Origin of the sequence: Candidatus Colwellia aromaticivorans (genome assembly GCF_003333305.1) — a bacterium.
In the GTDB taxonomy this organism is placed as follows: Bacteria; Pseudomonadota; Gammaproteobacteria; order Enterobacterales; family Alteromonadaceae; genus Colwellia; species Colwellia aromaticivorans.
In genome coordinates this window covers 124,592-143,040 of record NZ_QOLD01000028.1, presented here as the reverse complement: position 1 = coordinate 143,040, position 18,449 = coordinate 124,592, and the positions used below count along the sequence as shown (strand labels likewise).

14 protein-coding genes, 1 tRNA gene and 1 pseudogene are annotated in these 18,449 nt (G+C 38.8%); 9 read left to right on the top strand and 7 right to left on the bottom strand.

Features of this window, described 5'->3' with window-relative positions:
- Positions 1 to 270: 270 nt before the first annotated feature.
- Both DWA31_RS04920 and gltB read right to left on the bottom strand, forming a co-directional pair.
- Positions 271 to 1,761 (bottom strand): glutamate synthase subunit beta, encoded by a 1,491-nt coding sequence (locus tag DWA31_RS04920; protein ID WP_114325535.1) that lies wholly within the window; start codon positions 1,759 to 1,761, stop codon positions 271 to 273.
- A 20-nt stretch (positions 1,762 to 1,781) separates the two neighbouring features.
- The gene (gene gltB / locus DWA31_RS04915; RefSeq protein WP_114325534.1) at positions 1,782 to 6,389 is read right to left on the bottom strand and encodes a glutamate synthase large subunit; all 4,608 of its coding nucleotides are present in this window, start codon (positions 6,387 to 6,389) and stop codon (positions 1,782 to 1,784) included.
- A 597-nt stretch (positions 6,390 to 6,986) separates the two neighbouring features.
- Between gltB and DWA31_RS04910 the strand changes: the two genes are divergently transcribed.
- Complete coding sequence (locus DWA31_RS04910; protein WP_168427285.1) at positions 6,987 to 7,325, top strand: glucokinase; 339 nt, start codon at positions 6,987 to 6,989, stop codon at positions 7,323 to 7,325.
- Between the two features lie 209 nt (positions 7,326 to 7,534).
- Here the strand turns inward: DWA31_RS04910 and tnpA are convergent, their stop codons facing one another.
- Entirely contained in the window at positions 7,535 to 7,966 is a 432-nt protein-coding gene (gene tnpA, locus DWA31_RS04905) for an IS200/IS605 family transposase (RefSeq protein WP_114325532.1), read from the bottom strand.
- Positions 7,967 to 8,581: 615 nt separating this feature from the next.
- Here tnpA and DWA31_RS04900 point away from each other — a divergent pair.
- Positions 8,582 to 11,029 carry a pentapeptide repeat-containing protein gene (locus tag DWA31_RS04900; RefSeq protein WP_114325531.1) on the top strand — a complete coding sequence of 816 codons (2,448 nt, stop codon included), beginning with the start codon at positions 8,582 to 8,584 and terminating at the stop codon, positions 11,027 to 11,029.
- A 362-nt stretch (positions 11,030 to 11,391) separates the two neighbouring features.
- On the opposite strand, the gene DWA31_RS04895 is transcribed toward DWA31_RS04900, so the two are convergent.
- Positions 11,392 to 11,482: transfer RNA gene (locus DWA31_RS04895), tRNA-Ser, on the bottom strand.
- A gap of 210 nt (positions 11,483 to 11,692) precedes the next feature.
- Here DWA31_RS04895 and DWA31_RS04890 point away from each other — a divergent pair.
- The 6 genes from DWA31_RS04890 to DWA31_RS04865 all read left to right on the top strand — a co-directional run bounded on the left by DWA31_RS04890 (position 11,693) and on the right by DWA31_RS04865 (position 14,579).
- A complete protein-coding gene (locus DWA31_RS04890) occupies positions 11,693 to 12,286 on the top strand; it encodes a DNA-3-methyladenine glycosylase I (RefSeq protein ID WP_210725547.1) in 594 nt (197 codons plus the stop codon).
- 138 nt (positions 12,287 to 12,424) lie between these two features.
- Positions 12,425 to 13,093: a Bax inhibitor-1/YccA family protein gene (locus tag DWA31_RS04885; protein ID WP_210725544.1), complete on the top strand. Its 669-nt coding sequence runs from the start codon at positions 12,425 to 12,427 to the stop codon at positions 13,091 to 13,093.
- 113 nt (positions 13,094 to 13,206) lie between these two features.
- The gene (gene tusD / locus DWA31_RS04880) at positions 13,207 to 13,569 is read left to right on the top strand and encodes a sulfurtransferase complex subunit TusD (RefSeq protein WP_114325529.1); all 363 of its coding nucleotides are present in this window, start codon (positions 13,207 to 13,209) and stop codon (positions 13,567 to 13,569) included.
- Positions 13,569 to 13,940: a sulfurtransferase complex subunit TusC gene (gene tusC, locus DWA31_RS04875; RefSeq protein ID WP_114325528.1), complete on the top strand. Its 372-nt coding sequence runs from the start codon at positions 13,569 to 13,571 to the stop codon at positions 13,938 to 13,940. Before tusD ends, tusC begins: the two co-directional genes overlap by 1 nt.
- Before the next feature lie 16 nt (positions 13,941 to 13,956).
- Positions 13,957 to 14,250: a sulfurtransferase complex subunit TusB gene (gene tusB / locus DWA31_RS04870; RefSeq protein ID WP_114325527.1), complete on the top strand. Its 294-nt coding sequence runs from the start codon at positions 13,957 to 13,959 to the stop codon at positions 14,248 to 14,250.
- Positions 14,241 to 14,579 (top strand): TusE/DsrC/DsvC family sulfur relay protein, encoded by a 339-nt coding sequence (locus DWA31_RS04865; RefSeq protein ID WP_114325526.1) that lies wholly within the window; start codon positions 14,241 to 14,243, stop codon positions 14,577 to 14,579. Before tusB ends, DWA31_RS04865 begins: the two co-directional genes overlap by 10 nt.
- Before the next feature lie 105 nt (positions 14,580 to 14,684).
- Here DWA31_RS04865 and DWA31_RS04860 read toward each other — a convergent pair whose 3' ends face one another.
- Complete coding sequence (locus tag DWA31_RS04860) at positions 14,685 to 16,136, bottom strand: glyceraldehyde-3-phosphate dehydrogenase (protein WP_114325525.1); 1,452 nt, start codon at positions 16,134 to 16,136, stop codon at positions 14,685 to 14,687.
- Between the two features lie 199 nt (positions 16,137 to 16,335).
- On the opposite strand from DWA31_RS04860, the gene DWA31_RS04855 reads away from it, so the two are divergent.
- Complete coding sequence (locus tag DWA31_RS04855) at positions 16,336 to 17,133, top strand: DUF2989 domain-containing protein (protein WP_114325524.1); 798 nt, start codon at positions 16,336 to 16,338, stop codon at positions 17,131 to 17,133.
- Between the two features lie 33 nt (positions 17,134 to 17,166).
- Here DWA31_RS04855 and msrB read toward each other — a convergent pair whose 3' ends face one another.
- Together msrB and DWA31_RS04845 are read right to left on the bottom strand one after the other, a co-directional pair.
- Positions 17,167 to 17,541, bottom strand: a complete 375-nt coding sequence (gene msrB / locus DWA31_RS04850) for a peptide-methionine (R)-S-oxide reductase MsrB (RefSeq protein ID WP_114325523.1) — start codon at positions 17,539 to 17,541, stop codon at positions 17,167 to 17,169.
- Positions 17,542 to 17,911: 370 nt separating this feature from the next.
- A pseudogene (locus DWA31_RS04845) lies at positions 17,912 to 18,225 on the bottom strand (NADP-dependent phosphogluconate dehydrogenase); the annotation flags it as partial.
- Positions 18,226 to 18,449 lie beyond the last annotated feature (224 nt).

Here is an 18,449-nt window from a genome sequence, read left to right as displayed (position 1 = left end):
TTAGGTACTGATAGACCGCTAGTGATTTGTTGCTTTACAAGATTTTTCCACTCACCGGAAGTTTTACGACTCATACATTGCTCCTTTTATTAGTTGGAGCAAGTCTAGGGTTAATGTTTAACTTAGGATATGTGCATTTGGCTAGACGTTCACATTATATTTAAAATCATCACCTGAAGCGCCAACTATAAAAAAGCCCCTGTGTAATTAATACACAGGGGCTTTTTAAGTGTAACTGGCTTTAAGTATTAAAGCTGTTGTAGCAATTACTTAAGGCAAATAGCTTTGACCCATTAGATAACTGTCTACTTCACGCGCACAACGACGACCTTCATCAATAGCCCAAACAATCAAGCTTTGACCACGGCGACCATCACCCGCAGCAAACACACCTTGTTTGCTGGTAGCAAACTTATCGTATTCTGCAGCTATGTTAGAACGATTGTCTTGCTCAAGACCAAACTGTTCAACTAAGCCACCTTCAGGGCCCATAAAGCCCATTGCGATAAGGACGATATCGGCTGGAATAACTTTTTCACTTCCAGCAACTTCTTGTGGGAACATTTGTCCTTTCTCGTTATGTTCCCAAGTAATATCAACAGTATGAACTGCTTTAACATTACCTTGGTCGTCACTTTCAATTTTCTTAGTCATTACTAAGTATTGACGAGGATCTTGTCCTTGAGTCGCAATCGCTTCTTTTTGACCGTAATCAACCAACAAACGTTTTGGCCATTGTGGCCAAGGGTTGCTAGCTTCTTCACGTTTTTCTGGCGGACGTGGCATGATTTCTAGTTGAATAGCACTTGAACACTGATGACGTAATGAAGTACCAATACAATCGGTACCGGTATCACCACCCCCAATAACCACAACATTTTTGCCTTGGGCATTGATGAATTGGCCATCTTTATGTTCACTGTCGAGCAAGCTTTTAGTATTTGCTTTCAAGAAGTCCATGGCAAAATGAACACCGTTAAGTTCACGGCCTTCAACAGGTAAGTCACGTGGCACTGTTGCGCCAATACATAGCACTACCGCATCAAAGTCGCTTTCAAGCTGTTCTACACTAACGTCTTTACCCACTTCGGTATTAGTAACAAATACAATGCCTTCTTCCGCTAAAATATCAACGCGACGTTGTACCAGTTCCTTTTGCAACTTCATGTTTGGAATACCGTACATTAACAAACCACCAATACGATCGGCGCGTTCATATACAGTAACCATATGGCCCGCTTTATTAAGCTGTGCAGCGGCAGCAAGGCCAGCAGGACCAGAGCCAATAACAGCAACGTTTTTACCTGTACGTGCTGATGGTGGTTGAGCTACTACCCAACCTTTTTTAAAGGCATGATCAATAATTTCTTTTTCATGAAGCTTAATGGCGACAGGATCTGCATTAATACCGAGTACACAAGCCCCTTCACAAGGTGCTGGACATACTCGACCCGTAAATTCAGGGAAGTTATTGGTTTTATGCAATAATTCTATTGCGTCTTTCCAGCGGCCTCGGTAAATCAAGTCATTCCATTCAGGAATAACATTGTTAACCGGACAACCAGCAACTGCAGGCGCAAACTCTGATTTTGCCGACTGACAAAATGGTACGCCACAGTCCATACAACGAGAAGCTTGTTTCTCTACATCTTTTAGTGGTATTTCTTCATATACTTCAAGCCAGTCAATTAAACGTTCATCTGCTTTGCGTTCAGTTGGCAAGGCACGACCTACGTTGATAAATCCTGTTGGATTTCCCATAATATATTCTCCTTGTCAGCTTAAGCTTTTGCGCTAGCTATGTTGTTTAAATGGATATCGAAGGCTTTCACGGCAATGTCATACTCCGACTCAAATTCTCCACTACTGCGCACGTCATTCATGTAACCTTGCATTCTCTTGTAATCTACTGGCATTACTTTAACAAAGCGCTTAACGCTGTTGTCCCAATCTTTTAGTAAATCACTAGCAACGTCTGAGCCTGTTGCTTCAAAATGTTCAGTAATTAAGGCTTTTAATTCAAGACTTTCTGCATCGGTATCAACAGTTTCCAGTGAAACCATTTCCATGTTGCATTTAGAAGCAAAGTCACTGTTCTTATCAAGTACGTACGCAACACCACCCGACATACCAGCAGCAAAGTTACGACCCGTTGCGCCTAATATAACGGCTTTACCACCTGTCATGTATTCACAACCGTGATCACCAACCCCTTCAACAACGGCTGTAGCACCTGAGTTACGTACACAGAAACGTTCGCCAGCAATACCACGTATAAAGGCAGTACCTGAAGTTGCACCAAAGAAGGCAACGTTACCAATTAGAATGTTTTCGCTTGCTGAGAACTTAGCCAGCTTACTTGGGTATACCACAAGATTTGCGCCAGACAAGCCTTTACCAAAGTAATCATTTGCATCACCTTCAAGTTCAAAATGCAGGCCTTTGGCTGAGAAACAACCAAAACTTTGACCGGCAGAGCCGTTAAACTTAACCTTGATAGTATTTTCTGGTAATCCTTCAGCTTGATATTTCTTAGATATTTCATTAGAAATCATCGCACCAATAGTTCTATCGGTATTGATAACATCATATTCAAGTGAAACACTTTGCTGAGAATCAAGCGCAGCTTTCGCATCTATGATCATCTTGCGATCGATAATATCGTGGATCAGATGTTTTTGACTAATTGATTGATGAAGCGTTTCGTTCTCATGGCACTCTTCTTTGTGCAATAACGGTGTTAAATCGACACCTTTGTATTTCCAATGGTCAACGTTTTTAAGTTGCTTAAGACATTGAGTCTGACCAACCATTTCCTGAATACTTCTAAAGCCAAGCTCAGCCATGATTTCACGTAAACCTTCCGCCATCATGGTAAAGAAGTTAACTAAAATATCAGCACGACCAGTAAAACGATCGCGTAAATCTTTATCTTGTGATGCTATACCAACTGGGCAAGTATTTAAATGACACTTACGCATCATAATACAACCTTCAACGACTAGCGCAGTAGTTGCCATACCATATTCTTCTGCACCAAGTAACGTTGCAATCGCTAAATCGCGTGGTGTTTTAAGTTGTCCATCAGTTTGTACGGTAATACGGCTACGCAAATGATTACGTACCAAGGTTTGATGGGTTTCAGCCAAACCAAGTTCCCATGGTAAGCCAGTGTGTTTAATTGAGCTCAATGGTGAAGCACCGGTGCCGCCATCGTGACCAGCAATAAGTACCACATCAGCGTAAGCTTTACAAACGCCTGATGCAATAGTACCTACACCCGCTTCTGACACTAACTTAACGTTAACGCGTGCATCACGGTTAGCATTTTTAAGATCAAAAATAAGCTGTGATAAATCTTCAATAGAATAAATATCATGATGTGGCGGTGGAGAAATCAAACCAACACCTGGCGTTGAGCCACGCGTTTTACCAATCCAAGCATCAACTTTATCACCAGGTAACTGACCACCCTCGCCCGGTTTTGCACCCTGTGCCATTTTTATTTGTAATTCGTCAGCATTGGTCAAGTAATGACTGGTAACGCCAAAACGACCTGAAGCAACTTGCTTGATGCGCGAGTTCATCGAGTCGCCATTTTCCAACGGCGTATAACGAATAGGATCTTCACCGCCCTCACCGCTATTGCTCTTACCGCCAATACGGTTCATGGCAATCGCTAATGTGGTGTGTGCTTCCCACGAAATTGAGCCAAATGACATGGCACCCGAAGCAAAACGTTTGAAAATGTTTTCAATCGGTTCAACTTCACTCAATGGGATTGAAGAACGATCGCCGCTAAATTCGAGTAAACCACGCAGGGTAAAGGCATCTTTACTCTGATCATCAACTGTTTTCGCGTATTGCTTAAATTGATTAGTATCGTTACTTGCTGTTGAATGCTGTAATAAACGAATAACAGTTGGGCTAAATATATGACGTTCGCCATCATGACGCCATGAGTATTCACCGCCTGTTGGCAATAAATTTTCAATAGCGATACGGTTAGCTTCAGGGAAGCCTTCACGATGGCGTAAAAGCGCTTCTTGAGCGATTTGATCTAGGCTTAAGCCTTCGATTCGACTAACGGTACCCGTAAAGTACTGGTCGATAACGTCAGAGTTAATACCTAGCGCTTCAAAAACTTGCGCGCCTAAATAAGACTGTAATGTTGAAATACCCATTTTCGAGAAGGTTTTCAATAAACCGCTACCTACTGCACTCGTGTACTTATTAACTATTTGCGTATTTGATAAGTTGGTATCAAGTACGCCTTCATCACGTAAACCATACATACTTTCTAGTGCTAAGTATGGGTTTACCGCCGCTGCGCCATAACCAATAACCGTAGCAAAATGGTGGGTTTCGCGAATATCAGCAGATTCAAGAATAATATCAGCGTGAGAACGTAATTTTTCACGAATTAAATAATGGTGAACAGCCGCTGTTGCTAATACTGATGGAATAGCTACATGGTCACTGTCAACTTCACGATCACTTAAAATCAATATTTCATAATCATCTTCAACGGCATTTTTTGCGTACAAACAGATACGGTCAAGCGCCTTTTTAAGTGCGCCCGGTCCACCGCTCGCTTTAAAGGTAATGCTAATGGTTTTTGATTGCAGATGATCGTTATCAATATGTTGTAACTTACGAAGTTGCTCGTTTGTTAACACAGGTTGGTCGATTTCAACTTTATGACAATGCGCTGCTGTTTCATCAAGTACGTTAAGTGACCTACCGATATAACCGCGTAATGACATAACCAACTCTTCACGAATAGGATCGATTGGTGGGTTAGTTACTTGCGCAAACAACTGCTTAAAATAATGGGATAATTGTTGTGGTCGATGAGATAATACAGCCAAAGGCGTATCTGTACCCATAGCGCCTAACGGCTCTTTAGATGTGCCAACCATGCCTGCAAGCACTAAGTTAAGATCTTCGCTAGTATAACCAAAGGCTTTTTGTATTTTTCGCAATTCCCTTAATGGTGGCTGTGCAATAGAAGCCGTTGGTACAGGTAGCTGATCCAACTCAATTTTATTGTCTGCCAACCACTTACTATAAGGTTGTGCTGAGCTAACTTGTTGTTTTACCTCATCATCACTAATAATGCGACCTTGCTGTAAGTCAGCAATAAATATTTTGCCCGGCTGTAAACGACCTTTTTCAACAACGGTTGACGGATCAATACGCAAAGTGCCTGTTTCAGAGCCCATCACCAAGGTGCCATCTTCAGTTAACAAGTAACGAGAAGGACGTAGACCGTTGCGATCAAGTGTCGCGCCGATGACATTTCCATCGGTAAACGATAATGAAGCTGGGCCATCCCACGGCTCCATAATACACGCATAATACTCATAAAATGCATGTCTAGTTGCATCCATATCAATTTGCGTTTGCCATGCTTCAGGCACCATCATCATCATAACTTGGGCTAGCGAACGTCCACTTAGCACCAATAACTCAATAGCCATATCAAGGTTGGCAGAATCAGAGTTATCGTTATTACAGATCGGTGTTAACATGTTCAATTCAGCATCGCTAAAATTAACGGAACTAAACAATGCTTCACGTGCATTCATCCAATTAATGTTACCGCGTACGGTGTTGATTTCACCATTATGGGCGATATAACGAAACGGCTGAGCACGACGCCAAGCGGGGAAAGTATTCGTTGAGAAACGAGAATGAAACATCGCCATACCAGAGATAGTACGTTCGTCTTGCAGATCAAGATAATATTGACGAACTTGCTCAGTGGTAAATTGCCCTTTGTAGACAATCTTGGTTGATGACATTGAAGTAACATAAAACTCGTCACGTTCAGTAATACCACTAGCATTAATTTTATGTGAGGTATATTTACGTAAAACAAATAATTTACGCTCAAACGCTTGTGCAGTTAATTCTTCTGGTTTAGCAATAAAAACCTGTTCAATATTCGGTTCACTTTCAAATGAAGCCGCACCTAACATTGAGTTATCACCTGGGACATCACGATAACCTAACAAGGTTAAACCTAGTTCAGTAATATTTTCGTTTAATATGTCTCTGCACGCTTCACTTTGTTCTTTATCACGTGGGAAGAAAATCATTCCGACGCCGTAATTTCCAGCTTTGGGTAAGTTAAACCCTAATGTAGCAACTTCTTGGCTTAAAAAATCGTGGGGGATTTGAATAAGAATACCGGCGCCGTCACCACTTTTGACGTCAAAACCAGTACCACCACGATGTTCCATACAGCTCAACATGGTGAGTGCATTTTCAATAATATCGTGAGATTTTTTACCCTTTAAGTTGGCGACAAAACCAATGCCACAACTGTCATGTTCAAACTCGGCGCGATAAAGGCCTTGGGATTTTTTGCTCATATCATTCATTGCTAATTCCTATTTCATCAAACTATTTCTATTAGCTAATTTTTACGTGCTAATTAAGTCATATATTTTCGACGCTAATTAAGCTATATTGTTTATATGCTTAAAGCGTATGTAACTGATCCTTCAGAATATTATTTCGAATTTCTTGTACATCGAACGCCAAACTTCTAAAGAGCTTTTATAGGCGGTGTGTCATTAATGAAAATCATCAACCTAAGCGGTCGGCAAAATTACCCGTAAAATGGTTCTGAGTCAATCATTTTATGGATATATATGCAGAATATTTGAATATAAACAGTGACAAATCATTATTAAAAGCGATTAACATTTACCGCATTATTCTAACACATTTCTTTATTAATTAGTTAAGTTGACAACGCACTTTGTTTCAATGATTGATTTATTAAATCAACCAAAAATTACAACAGCAACAAGCTAAACTCTTATTATGTTCCGATAAATCAGTAAAAAGGTGCGTAACTATATGATGGTTTTACTATCAATGCCTGTTTAGCGATGAACAGAAAATAAAAACTGGTGGTAGAAAAATGGTTGCTAACAAGCCTATCTCGGTGTGTGGTCCGGGTACCGGACGCGGTGTGGCTAACTTTAGTACCTTTGTCTATATTCGGTGTGATCCAAAGGCACTGTTTTGGTGGTGAAGGTAGTCATGTAGGTTTTGCCCCTGTCGGCGAACAAGAAATCACGGTATTACATTATTTAAATACCATTAAAGAAAGAGCTTCATACGAGCAGTTACTCTCTGGTTATGGTCTTGAGCAAATTTATCAAGCGCTAGTGAGTAAAGAGAATAGCGAACCTCAACCACACTTGTCGGAACAAGAAATTAGCAAACTGGGTATTGAGAACACTTGCCCCCTTTGCTATCAAGCCTTATTAATTTTCTGTCAAACATTGGGAATGTTTTGCCGGTAATTTAGAGAGCGATTTGAAAGTAAAGATCGCTTATCTCATATTACCTTAAAAACACATACTTATGTCACTGCTAAACAGTAACTTGGGTTATTAGACGCTGTTGCTTATCTATTTCAACAATAAGTAATTAATAAAGTTAAATGACCTCCGGCAGAGCCGGAGGCTTATTATGTGACGCCCTAAAAGGGCTAAAGTAAGCGCCCAAGGCGCTATATACCAAACTTTAGCTGATCACGGTCAACATCATTTTTTTCCTGATTGTGAATATATTCTCTTACCATATTTTCATCTAGCCCTACTGTCGAGACAAAATAACCTCTAGCCCAAAATGCTTCTCCAGAAAAATTCTTTTGTTTTCCTTTGAAATTTCTAGCTATCGAAATAGCACTTTTCCCTTTTAAGTAACCGACAACATTTGAAACAGAATATTTTGGTGGAATACTCAAGCACATATGAACATGATCAGGCATTAAGTGTCCTTCCTCAATAATGACACCTTTTTGCCGAGCCAAATCATGGAACACTTCGCCTAAATATTTTCTGATTGAACCAAATATCATTTTACGTCTTTTTTTAGGTATAAATACAATATGGTATTTACAATCCCATAGTGTATGAGACAAACTTTTATAGTCTCGCATAGGTTTTCCTTCTTTCTCTTGGTCGAGATTAAAGGATACCTATATCTACCGCAGTATAGGTAGAACCTATGTGAGTCTCCTCGGCAAAGCCGGGGGTTTACCTGTATTAATTACTTCGTTTCAAATTTTTAATTTCGGTCAGCTGCTAGTGAAGTAAACTCTAGCGTCAACATCAGAATGGTTAACCCATTTTTTCATAATAAACAACACGCTTACAACTCAATAAAAACAGTTAGCATTCACTTGATATTAGGAAGTGCGTTACCTGTGAAATAACGGCTTACACCATTAATAAACCTCCACCAGCCGAAGCCTTACCCCGGCAGATCGCGAGCGCTTTATCAAGAGTAACTTCTTAGTGGTAAAGGTCGAGCAGATTCGGTGTGAGTCCGAAGCCGACAGTTCAGGGTAAGTTCCTAAACTCAACGATAGCCCCGTAAAGTTCGGTTACATTAATTATGAGTCAACGATAGTTTTTAGGACTGACCTTGAAACAGCTAGGGTTACATTTAATGTGAGTCAATTCGGCCAACGCGGACTGAGCATATTGTTTGTCCAGTTCGTAAATTCTCTTCTATACTTAGATCGTTTGTCCCTGATTATTGTGGAGAAAATATGGCCAAGCATACGAAAATTCGTTGTGTGAGAGATAGTGTGGAAAAAGTGCTGTTTTTCCTTTGCTGTATGATGATGCTTGTTCCAAATAGCTTGGCCCAAGAGCAATTGAAGAGAGGAGCTAATGGTACGCTCGACAAAGAAGCCTTCTTCTCGCTTCTCGAAGACAACAAGCCTATCAAAAATTTTGTCATAGATGGTCACGACATCGCAACCGCCATTAGAGAAACAAATCACGCTATCCGCATCGAAAACTCTATTATCTTGAATGGCCTTGATCTTGACACCAAGGCTGACAGAATTTCTATGAAGCGAGCATCACAAATTATCCCACCGGGAAATCTTGCGGATTGGAGCGAAAAGATGAACTCGCAGAATACCAAACAGTTTTATCTGGTTAACAATCTGATTTCGATCAAAGGCTCTGAAATTCAAGCATCGAAACTCCTTCGAGTAAACACTAAATACGGTATTTGGGCCAAAGATGTAATCTTCGTTCACCCCCCAAGTTTTGAAGGAACGACCATTAATGGGAGAACGAATTTTCACAGAGTCACCTTTTCAAGCAAGGACGTAGACCGTGGAAATTCAGCCATCAGTGGAATATCCTTTTCAGGTGCTATCTTTATTGAGGGCGGAACGTTTAAAGATGCTGTATTCCTCGGTCGTGCTAATTTTAGTAACTCCAAGTTTCGGGGTAAAATGAGATTTGATAAAGCGGCTTTTCACAAAGGTGCGAATTTCTATGGTGTAAGTTTTGAGAAAGATGTTCATTTTCTTAGCTTAACTCTGGGTCGGAGAAGGCTTGCTGGCGGAAATATTTCCTTCGAGAAGGCCACTTTTTATGGAAAAGCGGTGTTTTCGAAAAGTATCTTTCGATTTGATGCACTCTTTCTTAGAGCAACCTTTATAGAAGATTTGGAGTTTACAAAAGTCCAAGCAGAGAAAGAAGTAAACTTTAGGGGGGCTACTTTTCACTATACTGCGATGTTTCAGGACAGTTCATTCACTAAAGCGATTAATTTTCACAGTGCCAACTTTTTGAGTCATTCGAATTTCACAAATAATACCTTTTTCGAGAAGCCAATATTCACAAAAACCAAATTTGCACGAGAAGCAATCTTCCTCGATGCTACATTTTGCGAAGGAGGCGATTTCCGTTCAGCTGAGTTCAATGACGATGTCAGTTTCAAAAATACTTTTTTTCAATCTGCTCCAACGCTCCAAAGAGCTGTCTTCAAAAAAAACTTATATTTCCGAAGCGCTCGCATTTTTGGCACATTAGATCTGGGTGCGGTTGAGCTTCCCAAGTACACTTCGTTCCGCGATGCAGAAATAAATGTACTCAACGTTTACAACCAGCAACGCCCAATTGTTATTACTGGCCGCTTAGACTTTCGCAATGCACATGTCCGGCACACTAAGTTTGAAGATGTCATCGTGATGAAGAATATTGATTTTTCTGGAGCGGAGCTTGGTACGGCTCGAGAGGAAGAAAAACTAGGAACGTCAACGGGTGAACTAACTCCGTGCAAAACGGTAAAGAACATTGAGACAAAAGAGATCGAGAATAAAACGATCCTTCGTTTAGTAACTTTTCAAGATATTGCGTCCTTCCATCGAACACGTTTCATGGGTAGCACCGTATTCGACAACGTTACCTTCCAAGATGAAGCAAATTTAACAGATGCTCTATTTGATAAAACTCAGAAAAATGAAGAACCGAAATTTACTTTCTCCTATGTTAAATTCAATGACTTGCGGCTGTCTTTTGCAACTCTACCCCTACCGTCATATTGGACAACAGGAAATAACCTAGAACCGCGTTCCAGTGTTCTAAAACGCCTTGAGACCAACTTCCGACGACTTCAACAGCTCTCGGATGCTAATGAGGCGTATTTTTACATGAAACAATCAGAGCTCAGCGAACTAGAAAATAAGGAGTTTTCAGTATGGCTAGGGACTCATGCAGAAAGGTGGTTTTGGGGCTTTACAAGCGGCTACGGGACAAAAATGTCCAGAGTCTTAATGTGGTCGCTTTCAGTATTGATATTCTTCACCCTTGTCTATGCTAGTAGCGGAACTTTAGCTCGAAAGCAGCCTCATGAAAACAAACCAGATTTCACCTTTCGACTAAGATTGCTTGATTTTCCTAAGGCATATGTGGGAAACCACATCATAGCTGTGGATGAGGGAGAAACGGCAAAATCTCCTGACAATCACAACTCTTTAAACGAAAGGCTTTGGAACGGATTTCGGTTTAGTTTCGTAATTCTTTTCAAAGTGGGTTATCGGGATACAACCGTCGCAGGCCGTTTCCTAGGCCTCGACCTTAAGTATTTAGTTATTCTCGAATGGCTGCTGGGCTACCTCCTTTTGGCAGCACTGACGATCACACTGGCCGAGACGCAACCGCTTGTACACCGGCTATTATACGGCTTATTTTAGTCCTCAAATAATCACGGGGTCAGATTCGCTGAAAAGTATAATTAAAGAATAAGACTGTGTGATTCATAGAGTTCGTTTCAATTTGGTGATCTCTAGATCACAGTAAGCATTTCATTGATTTAATACATGTTTATAATTAGGATCTCATCATAGTTAACTAATTAACATATCCATTGTTGAATTAATCACGTTTCCAACCAATAAAATGTTAAAACTAGCAGCAGGACGCACAACGACTAGGCAAACACTGGACTATGTTCGAAAAATAAGGATGATTAATACTTACGAATTAAAAAATAGTATTCTTATTAGGAAAGCGTAAAAACGAGAAAGGGCTGCACATTGTGCAGCCCTTTTGAATGTGGCGGTGAGATAGAGATTTGAACTCTAGAAGGGCTACAAACCCTTGCCGGTTTTCAAGACCGGTGCTTTCGACCACTCAGCCATCTCACCTGAAGTTAACAAATAAGCTTGTAAAACAATGCTTGCTTGAGAACGAGGCGAATATTAAAGTGTCGGCATAAACTTGTAAAGGAATTATTAACGAAAAAGGCATTAATTTTTGTTGATTGCTAAAAAAACAGTCAGTTTGAGGGTAATTCAAACGACAAAAACAAAAGAGCTGAAAAGGAACTCTATTTTGAGTAATAAAACATGACGAATATTTCTGAGAACAAATGCCGTTGCCCATGGCTTGATAACACTAAACCTGATTACGTTGAGTACCATGATCAAGAGTGGGGAGTACCCGTTTACGATGACCGAAAAATATTTGAATTTTTAATACTCGAATCGGCTCAAGCAGGATTAAGTTGGTATACCATATTAAAACGTCGACAAGGATATAAAGCTGCTTTTGAAAACTTTGATGTACACAAGGTCGCTAAATACAATCAAGACAATGTTGAAACGTTAATGTTGAATTCCGAAATCATTAGAAATCGCGGTAAGATTAATGCTGCCATTAATAATGCGAAGCTGTTTATTGAAATTCAACAAGCGTTTGGTAGCTTTAGCGATTATATGTGGGGGTTTGTTAATAACAAAACGATTGTTAATGAATATACCGAGTTAAGTGACTACCCTGCTACAAGTATTGAATCTGATGCGTGGAGTAAAGATTTGAAAAAGCGCGGTTTTAAATTTATTGGTTCAACCATCTGTTATGCACATATGCAAGCGTGTGGCATGGTAAACGACCACAGTTTGAACTGTTACAAAAGGAAACAATTAATAGCGGAGTATCAACAGGATTAGGCTAGCAATTTCAAAAAATCATGTCATAATATGTCACAAGGTCGTCTGGTGATTTAACAAAAATAACTTGAACTTTACCAAAACGCCCTTATCTTAGCTTATATAAAGTTATTTAATTAGGTTTTAAAGGAAGTTTTTATGCAATCTAACATGAGTTTTCAATCAGCGAGTCAAAGCTCTGCTATCGAAATAAATAAAGTATTGAAAAATACTTATATGCTTTTATCTATGACACTAGCATTTAGTGCAGTAACAGCTGGCGTTTCAATGGCGATGAATTTATCACACATGGTCGCATTAGTGATGATGTTAGCGGCTTTTGGTTTAATGTTTGTTGTTAACAAAAAAGCAGATTCTGCTAGCGGCGTTTTTTGGATATTCGGTTTTACCGGTTTAATGGGCGCCTCTCTTGGACCAATGCTTAATGTCTATGCTTCTATGCCTGGTGGCCCAGCTATGATTATGCAAGCCCTTGGTGGTACTGCATTAATCTTTTTCGCTTTATCAGGTTACGCGTTAACCAGTAAAAAAGACTTCTCTTTTATGGGTGGCTTTTTAATGACAGGTTTGATTGTAGTATTAGTAGCAAGTTTAGCTAATATCTTTTTTCAAATCCCTGCTCTTCAACTAGCGATTAGTGCTGCGGTTATCATGGTAATGTCTGGTTTGATTTTGTATGACACAAGTCGCATTATCAACGGTGGCGAACGCAACTATATTAGAGCAACAGTGTCGTTATACTTGAATGTTTATAATATTTTCGTTCACTTACTTAGCCTTTTAGGCGTACTTGGTAGCGATGATTAAGCTTCAAATGAATTAGCTTTTAGTCTTGATAAAAAGCTTTATAATATTAAGCCTCGCAATTGCGGGGCTTTTTAATGTCTATTAAACGCTAAACTTAACAGAGAAATTATTTTGTGAAAAAACTCGCTGTAGTAGTCACTACTCCACCTTATAGCAACTTAAGCGTAACTGCTTTAGATTATATTGAAACAGCGCTTAAATCGGGTGTTGAGCTAATTGGTGTGTTCTTTTATCAATATGGCGTTATACACGCGAATCAACAAGCACAGATTGCTAGTGATGAATTTCAATGTATAGATCAATGGCAAGCATTACAAGAAACATACAAACTCCCATTACACTTATGTATTACGGCAGCTGAAAAACGCGGCCTTAGTGATGAAGAGCCCAATAATATTCACCCTATTTTCACCGTGTCTGGCTTAGGTGAGTTAGTTGAGCTAGTTAACAAAGCGGATCGTTTGGTGCAATTTTAATGAGTGATACCTTGAATAAACTAACTGCAATACTTAACGCCAAAGCGCCCTACTCTAATACTGCCGGAAAAGATGCGCTAGATATCGCGTTAATATTTGGCTCTTTTGAGCAGCCTACATCATTATTTTTTCAAGGTGATGGAGTTTGGCAACTTATGCAAGGACAAGACGGAGCAATTATTTCAGTGAAAGATTATTTGAAAACTTTTGCTGCTTTTGAGTTTTACGATCTTGAAAACATATATATATGCCAAGAGTCACTTACTCAGCGCGGCTTAACGGCTGCTTTTCATATTGAGCAAGTAAAAGTACTCGCCAAAAAAGAATTTGCTGAAAAATTAGCATCACATCATACTGTTTTACGATTTTAACCGGGAAACGATACTAATGCCTACCTTACATATTGTTCGTCAAAGTGCCTTTAACAGCGATGATTTCGCTCAATGCTTACAAGTATTGCGTGACAATGATGTGATCGCTTTTATTGATGACGGTTGCTATAACTTACATCACCAACTAATTAACACCATTAATAGCGAAGCGGGTATTCAGTTAAACGTGATCGATAAACACGCACAAGCGCGTGCGATAACAATAGATGAATCGTTATATACAGTTATCAATATGAACGACTTAGTCAATTTAACGTTAACAACAAGCAGAGTAATTACATGGCAATAAGTTTAGCGTTTAATGGTGAGCAAATAGCGACTGACAAGCAAGGTTATCTGTTAGATCATACACTATGGCAAGAAGAATTAGCCGTTGTGATGGCAAAAAATGACAATTTTGAAATAACTGAAGCTCATTGGGAAGTGATTAAATTTGTTCGTCAATTTTATTTAACCTACAACACATCTCCTGCTATTCGAGCACTAACTAAAGCGATGAAAGCTGAATTTGGTGAAGAAAAAGCAAGTAGCCGTTATCTGTTTAAACTATTTCCTGATGGTCCGGCAAAGCAAGCGACTAAGTATGCGGGTTTACCTAAACCAAAACGCTGTTTGTAATCCCCTATCTTCGAAGAATTCCAATAAAAAGGCGCTAACCTTCGCAGGTTAGCGCCTTTTAGTATTCGAAATAATTTTTCTGTATAAACAACTCGAAGCTATTTATTATTTAACTGGTAGTGTTGGTACTGTAATACCTGCCATTTCTGACATAACACGAACAACCTGGCAGCTATAACCAAACTCATTATCATACCATACGTATAATACAGCTCTGTCACCATCAACAATCGTTGCTTGTGAATCAACAACACCTGCATAGCGTGAGCCTACAAGATCGGTAGAAACGATTTCGCTAGAAGCCGTGTAATCTACTTGATTTTGTAAATCTGATTTTAAAGAGATGTTTCTTAAATAATCATTAAGCGCATCTTTATCTGTCGCTTTTTTCAAGTTCAAGTTCATAATAGCCATTGAAACATTTGGCGTAGGAACCCGAATTGCATTACCCGTTAATAAACCTTTAAGCTCAGGTAGTGCTTTAGCTACAGCTTTTGCTGCGCCCGTAGTACTGATAACCATATTCAATGGTGCACTACGTCCGCGACGAGGTGCTGGATGGTAGTTATCAATTAAGTTTTGATCGTTAGTATATGAGTGAATAGTTTCAACATGACCATTCTTGATACCATATTCATCATTAAGTGCTTTTAATACAGGCGTAATAGCATTGGTAGTACAACTTGCTGCAGAAACGATTTTATCTTCTGCTAAAATCATGTCATGGTTAACACCATAAACGATATTTTTAATATCACCTTTAGCTGGTGCAGTTAGTAATACTTTAGAAACACCTTTAGATTGTAGATGTTGACCTAAGCCATCTTCATCACTCCAGATACCTGTGTTATCAACAACTAACGCATTATTAATACCGTGTGCAGTGTAATCAACTTCTGACGGAGATTTAGCGTAAATTACTTTGATGAAAGCACCATTAGCTTTAATAACATTATTTTCTTTATCAATAGTAATGCTACCGTTAAATGCACCATGCACAGAATCACGACGTAATAGGCTAGCACGCTTCTCTAAATCTTCACCACTTTTAGATGGACGTAAAACAATAGCACGTAAGTTCAATTCAGCCGTTGGACCCGTTTGCTCTATTAGTAAACGCGCCAATAAACGGCCAATACGGCCGAAACCATATAACACAACATCTTGGCTTTGCGGTGCATCACTGTTATTTACTATCGGTGATAATTCTTTTTCTAGGTATTGTTCAATTGATAAATCATTTGATAAACCTTGAAACAAATAACGATAAGCTAGTTTACCTACATCAATACGTGCAGGCGCTAATACCATTTTGCTTAACGCTTCAATAAAAGGAAAACTTTCGCGTAAACGTAGTTTATTCTCTTCATGTAAAGCAACCGTTTTATGTGCTTTGATGATATCGATAGGAGAAGCATTAATTAAAGGGCGACCATAAATGGAAATTTCGATACCCTTGTTTCTAAATAGCTGACCAATGATAGGTTGCATATTTTCGGCGAAAGTCTGGCGTTCTTGCCAACTTGTTTGATATTCTTCCTCTAGATGAGACGTCATTAGTTAAACCTTTTATTTCAATCAATTGAACGAGCGTTTACTATAATCATATTAGCTTAGTTTTTAACAACTCAAAACTAGACTATAGTGGGGATTATGTCGCGCATATTGTAATGCAAGATATGATATTCCGCCATAGGTTACATGATTATTTAATCATATAACCAACATTTATTAGAAACCAATAAAGTGATATTAAATGAAACTACTCGCCTTACTTTCTTCGCTATTGCTGTTATCAAGTTGTGATAGCAATAAAAGTTTAACTGAACTGTGTAAAGAAAACCCACAAATTTGTCAGGAATTTGGTCAAGATAGTTGGTGTAAAAGAGAACGAATTGATGTCGCTTTAGCACGAATAAATTTGAAAACCAAAGAAAATGATTCTCACAAATATAACCTTTTAATTGCTTATGAAGATTACGTTGACTGCATGGGATTGGCATCGCAAATTCAACATATCAAATTGAAAGAAAAAACAACAATGAGACAAAATAATCTGATCAACGCCAAAAACAAGTTAGCTAAGTTGTCAGTTCAAACTCTTGATTCTACACATCCTCATCTGCTTTATTATCATTGGTCAAGAGAGCAAAACAATAACTCTTTAGCACAATTTTTAAAATTAGAAGGTAGTGCCGCTCTAGAAAACTCACTTTCTCAATTTCAGTTAGCAACGCACTATGCAAAACAAGATAATGATAAAACCTTACGGTTATTATTTCGTTCGCTTGAGTTACATCAACCAAATGAAAAATTAATTCCGGAAGTTTTTCAAACATTAGCGACAATTTTTACGAATAGAGATAAACCTAAACAAGGGTATATATGGCTAAAAACTTATAAATTAGTGACAAAAAAAAATGAAGCTCAAGTGAATCAGCAGTTAAAACAATACCAACGTGCTTATTCATTAGATGGGGAGTTTTTAGATAAAGTAGCAAGTAATACATTAGCTAACATTGAAAACAGTACATTTAAGGCACCTAAATATTAAGTGCCTTTTATCTTTAGTAATTCCTTATCCCAGTTATTTCGTTTGAAAAGTTAAACTTAACGAATTAACACAGTACCTTTTTCCTGTGGGTTTAGGACCATCTTCAAACACATGACCAAGATGAGATTGACATTGCTGACATTGAATTTCAACACGTACCATACTGTGAGTTAAATCTTCAATATAAGCTACGTTGTTAGCGATAGCTTCGAAAAAACTCGGCCATCCGCAACCCGAGTCGAATTTACTTTCACTGGTAAAAAGCGGTGTATTACAGCAAGCGCACAAATAGATACCTGCTTGGAAATGATTATTGTACTTACCCGTAAAAGGCTGTTCTGTTGCCGCTAAACGACATACTTTAAATGCCGCTTCACTGAGCTTGTTCTTGTAATTATCATCTGTCATAAAACATATACCCAAACCACTTGAAGATACAGGATTCAGCTGGAATTAGAAACGTCTTTAGGTAAGGCGTTGATTGAAGAGAATGGTTGTTCAGGAGAATGTGCTCCTGCATTCTCTAGTAAGCTACATCCATGTAGCGTCCTTGTCGAAATCAATAACGCAGCATAAAACGTTTCTAAACCAGCCCTCGGGCAAAGCTGAGCAAATCATACTCTGCGTTGCATTTCTTTTTAAGGGATAACCATTAATACAAAAATTCGCCTTGATTATAACTTGTTCAGACTTGCTGAAACTCGCATCTTCAAGGGGCTTGGGTATACCCTTACTCTATTAAAATAGTATTTCGTTCAGTGCTTAACCACTGTACATGCTATTTTTTACCGTCTGCTTTGTCAACGCGTTCAACAGTATGTGCACCAAAAAAGTCACGTTGACCTTGTAACAAATTCGCCGGTTACGCATTGAGTCATAATAAGATAATGCTGATGATAAAGCACCGTTTGGTATGCCAACCATTGTAGCGCTACAAACAGATTTACGCCAATTTAACTGGCGTTCACTCAATTGCTCAACGAAGAAGCTGTCAAGCAATAAATTATCTAAATCATTATTTCGTTCATATGCTTTGGCAATTGATTGCAAAAATGTGGCGCGAATAATACAACCGGCACGCCAAACTTTACTTGTATAAAAAATATAAATAAAAGCTAAGCAAGTTATATCATTACTAACTTTCGAAACGAAAGCTAAACTTTATACACTGAATGTTTTCACATTTCACCATGCAACAAACGCTAATTCATTTAAATAGCGAATAAAAACACAAAACTGGTGGTTTTTTAATGAATAATTAATTATTTTGGTAATTATACGAAAAACAAATTATATAATCAGGCTTATTTGGCATT

What these genes read in the sequence shown, in the direction of transcription:
- DWA31_RS04920 (WP_114325535.1), bottom strand. Translation starts at nt 1,761, where the DNA reads ATGGGAAATCCAACAGGATTTATCAACGTAGGTCGTGCCTTGCCAACT.
- gltB (WP_114325534.1), bottom strand. Translation starts at nt 6,389, where the DNA reads ATGAATGATATGAGCAAAAAATCCCAAGGCCTTTATCGCGCCGAGTTT.
- tnpA (WP_114325532.1), bottom strand. Translation starts at nt 7,966, where the DNA reads ATGCGAGACTATAAAAGTTTGTCTCATACACTATGGGATTGTAAATAC.
- DWA31_RS04900 (WP_114325531.1), top strand. Translation starts at nt 8,582, where the DNA reads ATGGCCAAGCATACGAAAATTCGTTGTGTGAGAGATAGTGTGGAAAAA.
- DWA31_RS04885 (WP_210725544.1), top strand. Translation starts at nt 12,425, where the DNA reads ATGCAATCTAACATGAGTTTTCAATCAGCGAGTCAAAGCTCTGCTATC.
- tusC (WP_114325528.1), top strand. Translation starts at nt 13,569, where the DNA reads ATGAGTGATACCTTGAATAAACTAACTGCAATACTTAACGCCAAAGCG.
- tusB (WP_114325527.1), top strand. Translation starts at nt 13,957, where the DNA reads ATGCCTACCTTACATATTGTTCGTCAAAGTGCCTTTAACAGCGATGAT.
- DWA31_RS04865 (WP_114325526.1), top strand. Translation starts at nt 14,241, where the DNA reads ATGGCAATAAGTTTAGCGTTTAATGGTGAGCAAATAGCGACTGACAAG.
- DWA31_RS04860 (WP_114325525.1), bottom strand. Translation starts at nt 16,136, where the DNA reads ATGACGTCTCATCTAGAGGAAGAATATCAAACAAGTTGGCAAGAACGC.
- DWA31_RS04855 (WP_114325524.1), top strand. Translation starts at nt 16,336, where the DNA reads ATGAAACTACTCGCCTTACTTTCTTCGCTATTGCTGTTATCAAGTTGT.
- msrB (WP_114325523.1), bottom strand. Translation starts at nt 17,541, where the DNA reads ATGACAGATGATAATTACAAGAACAAGCTCAGTGAAGCGGCATTTAAA.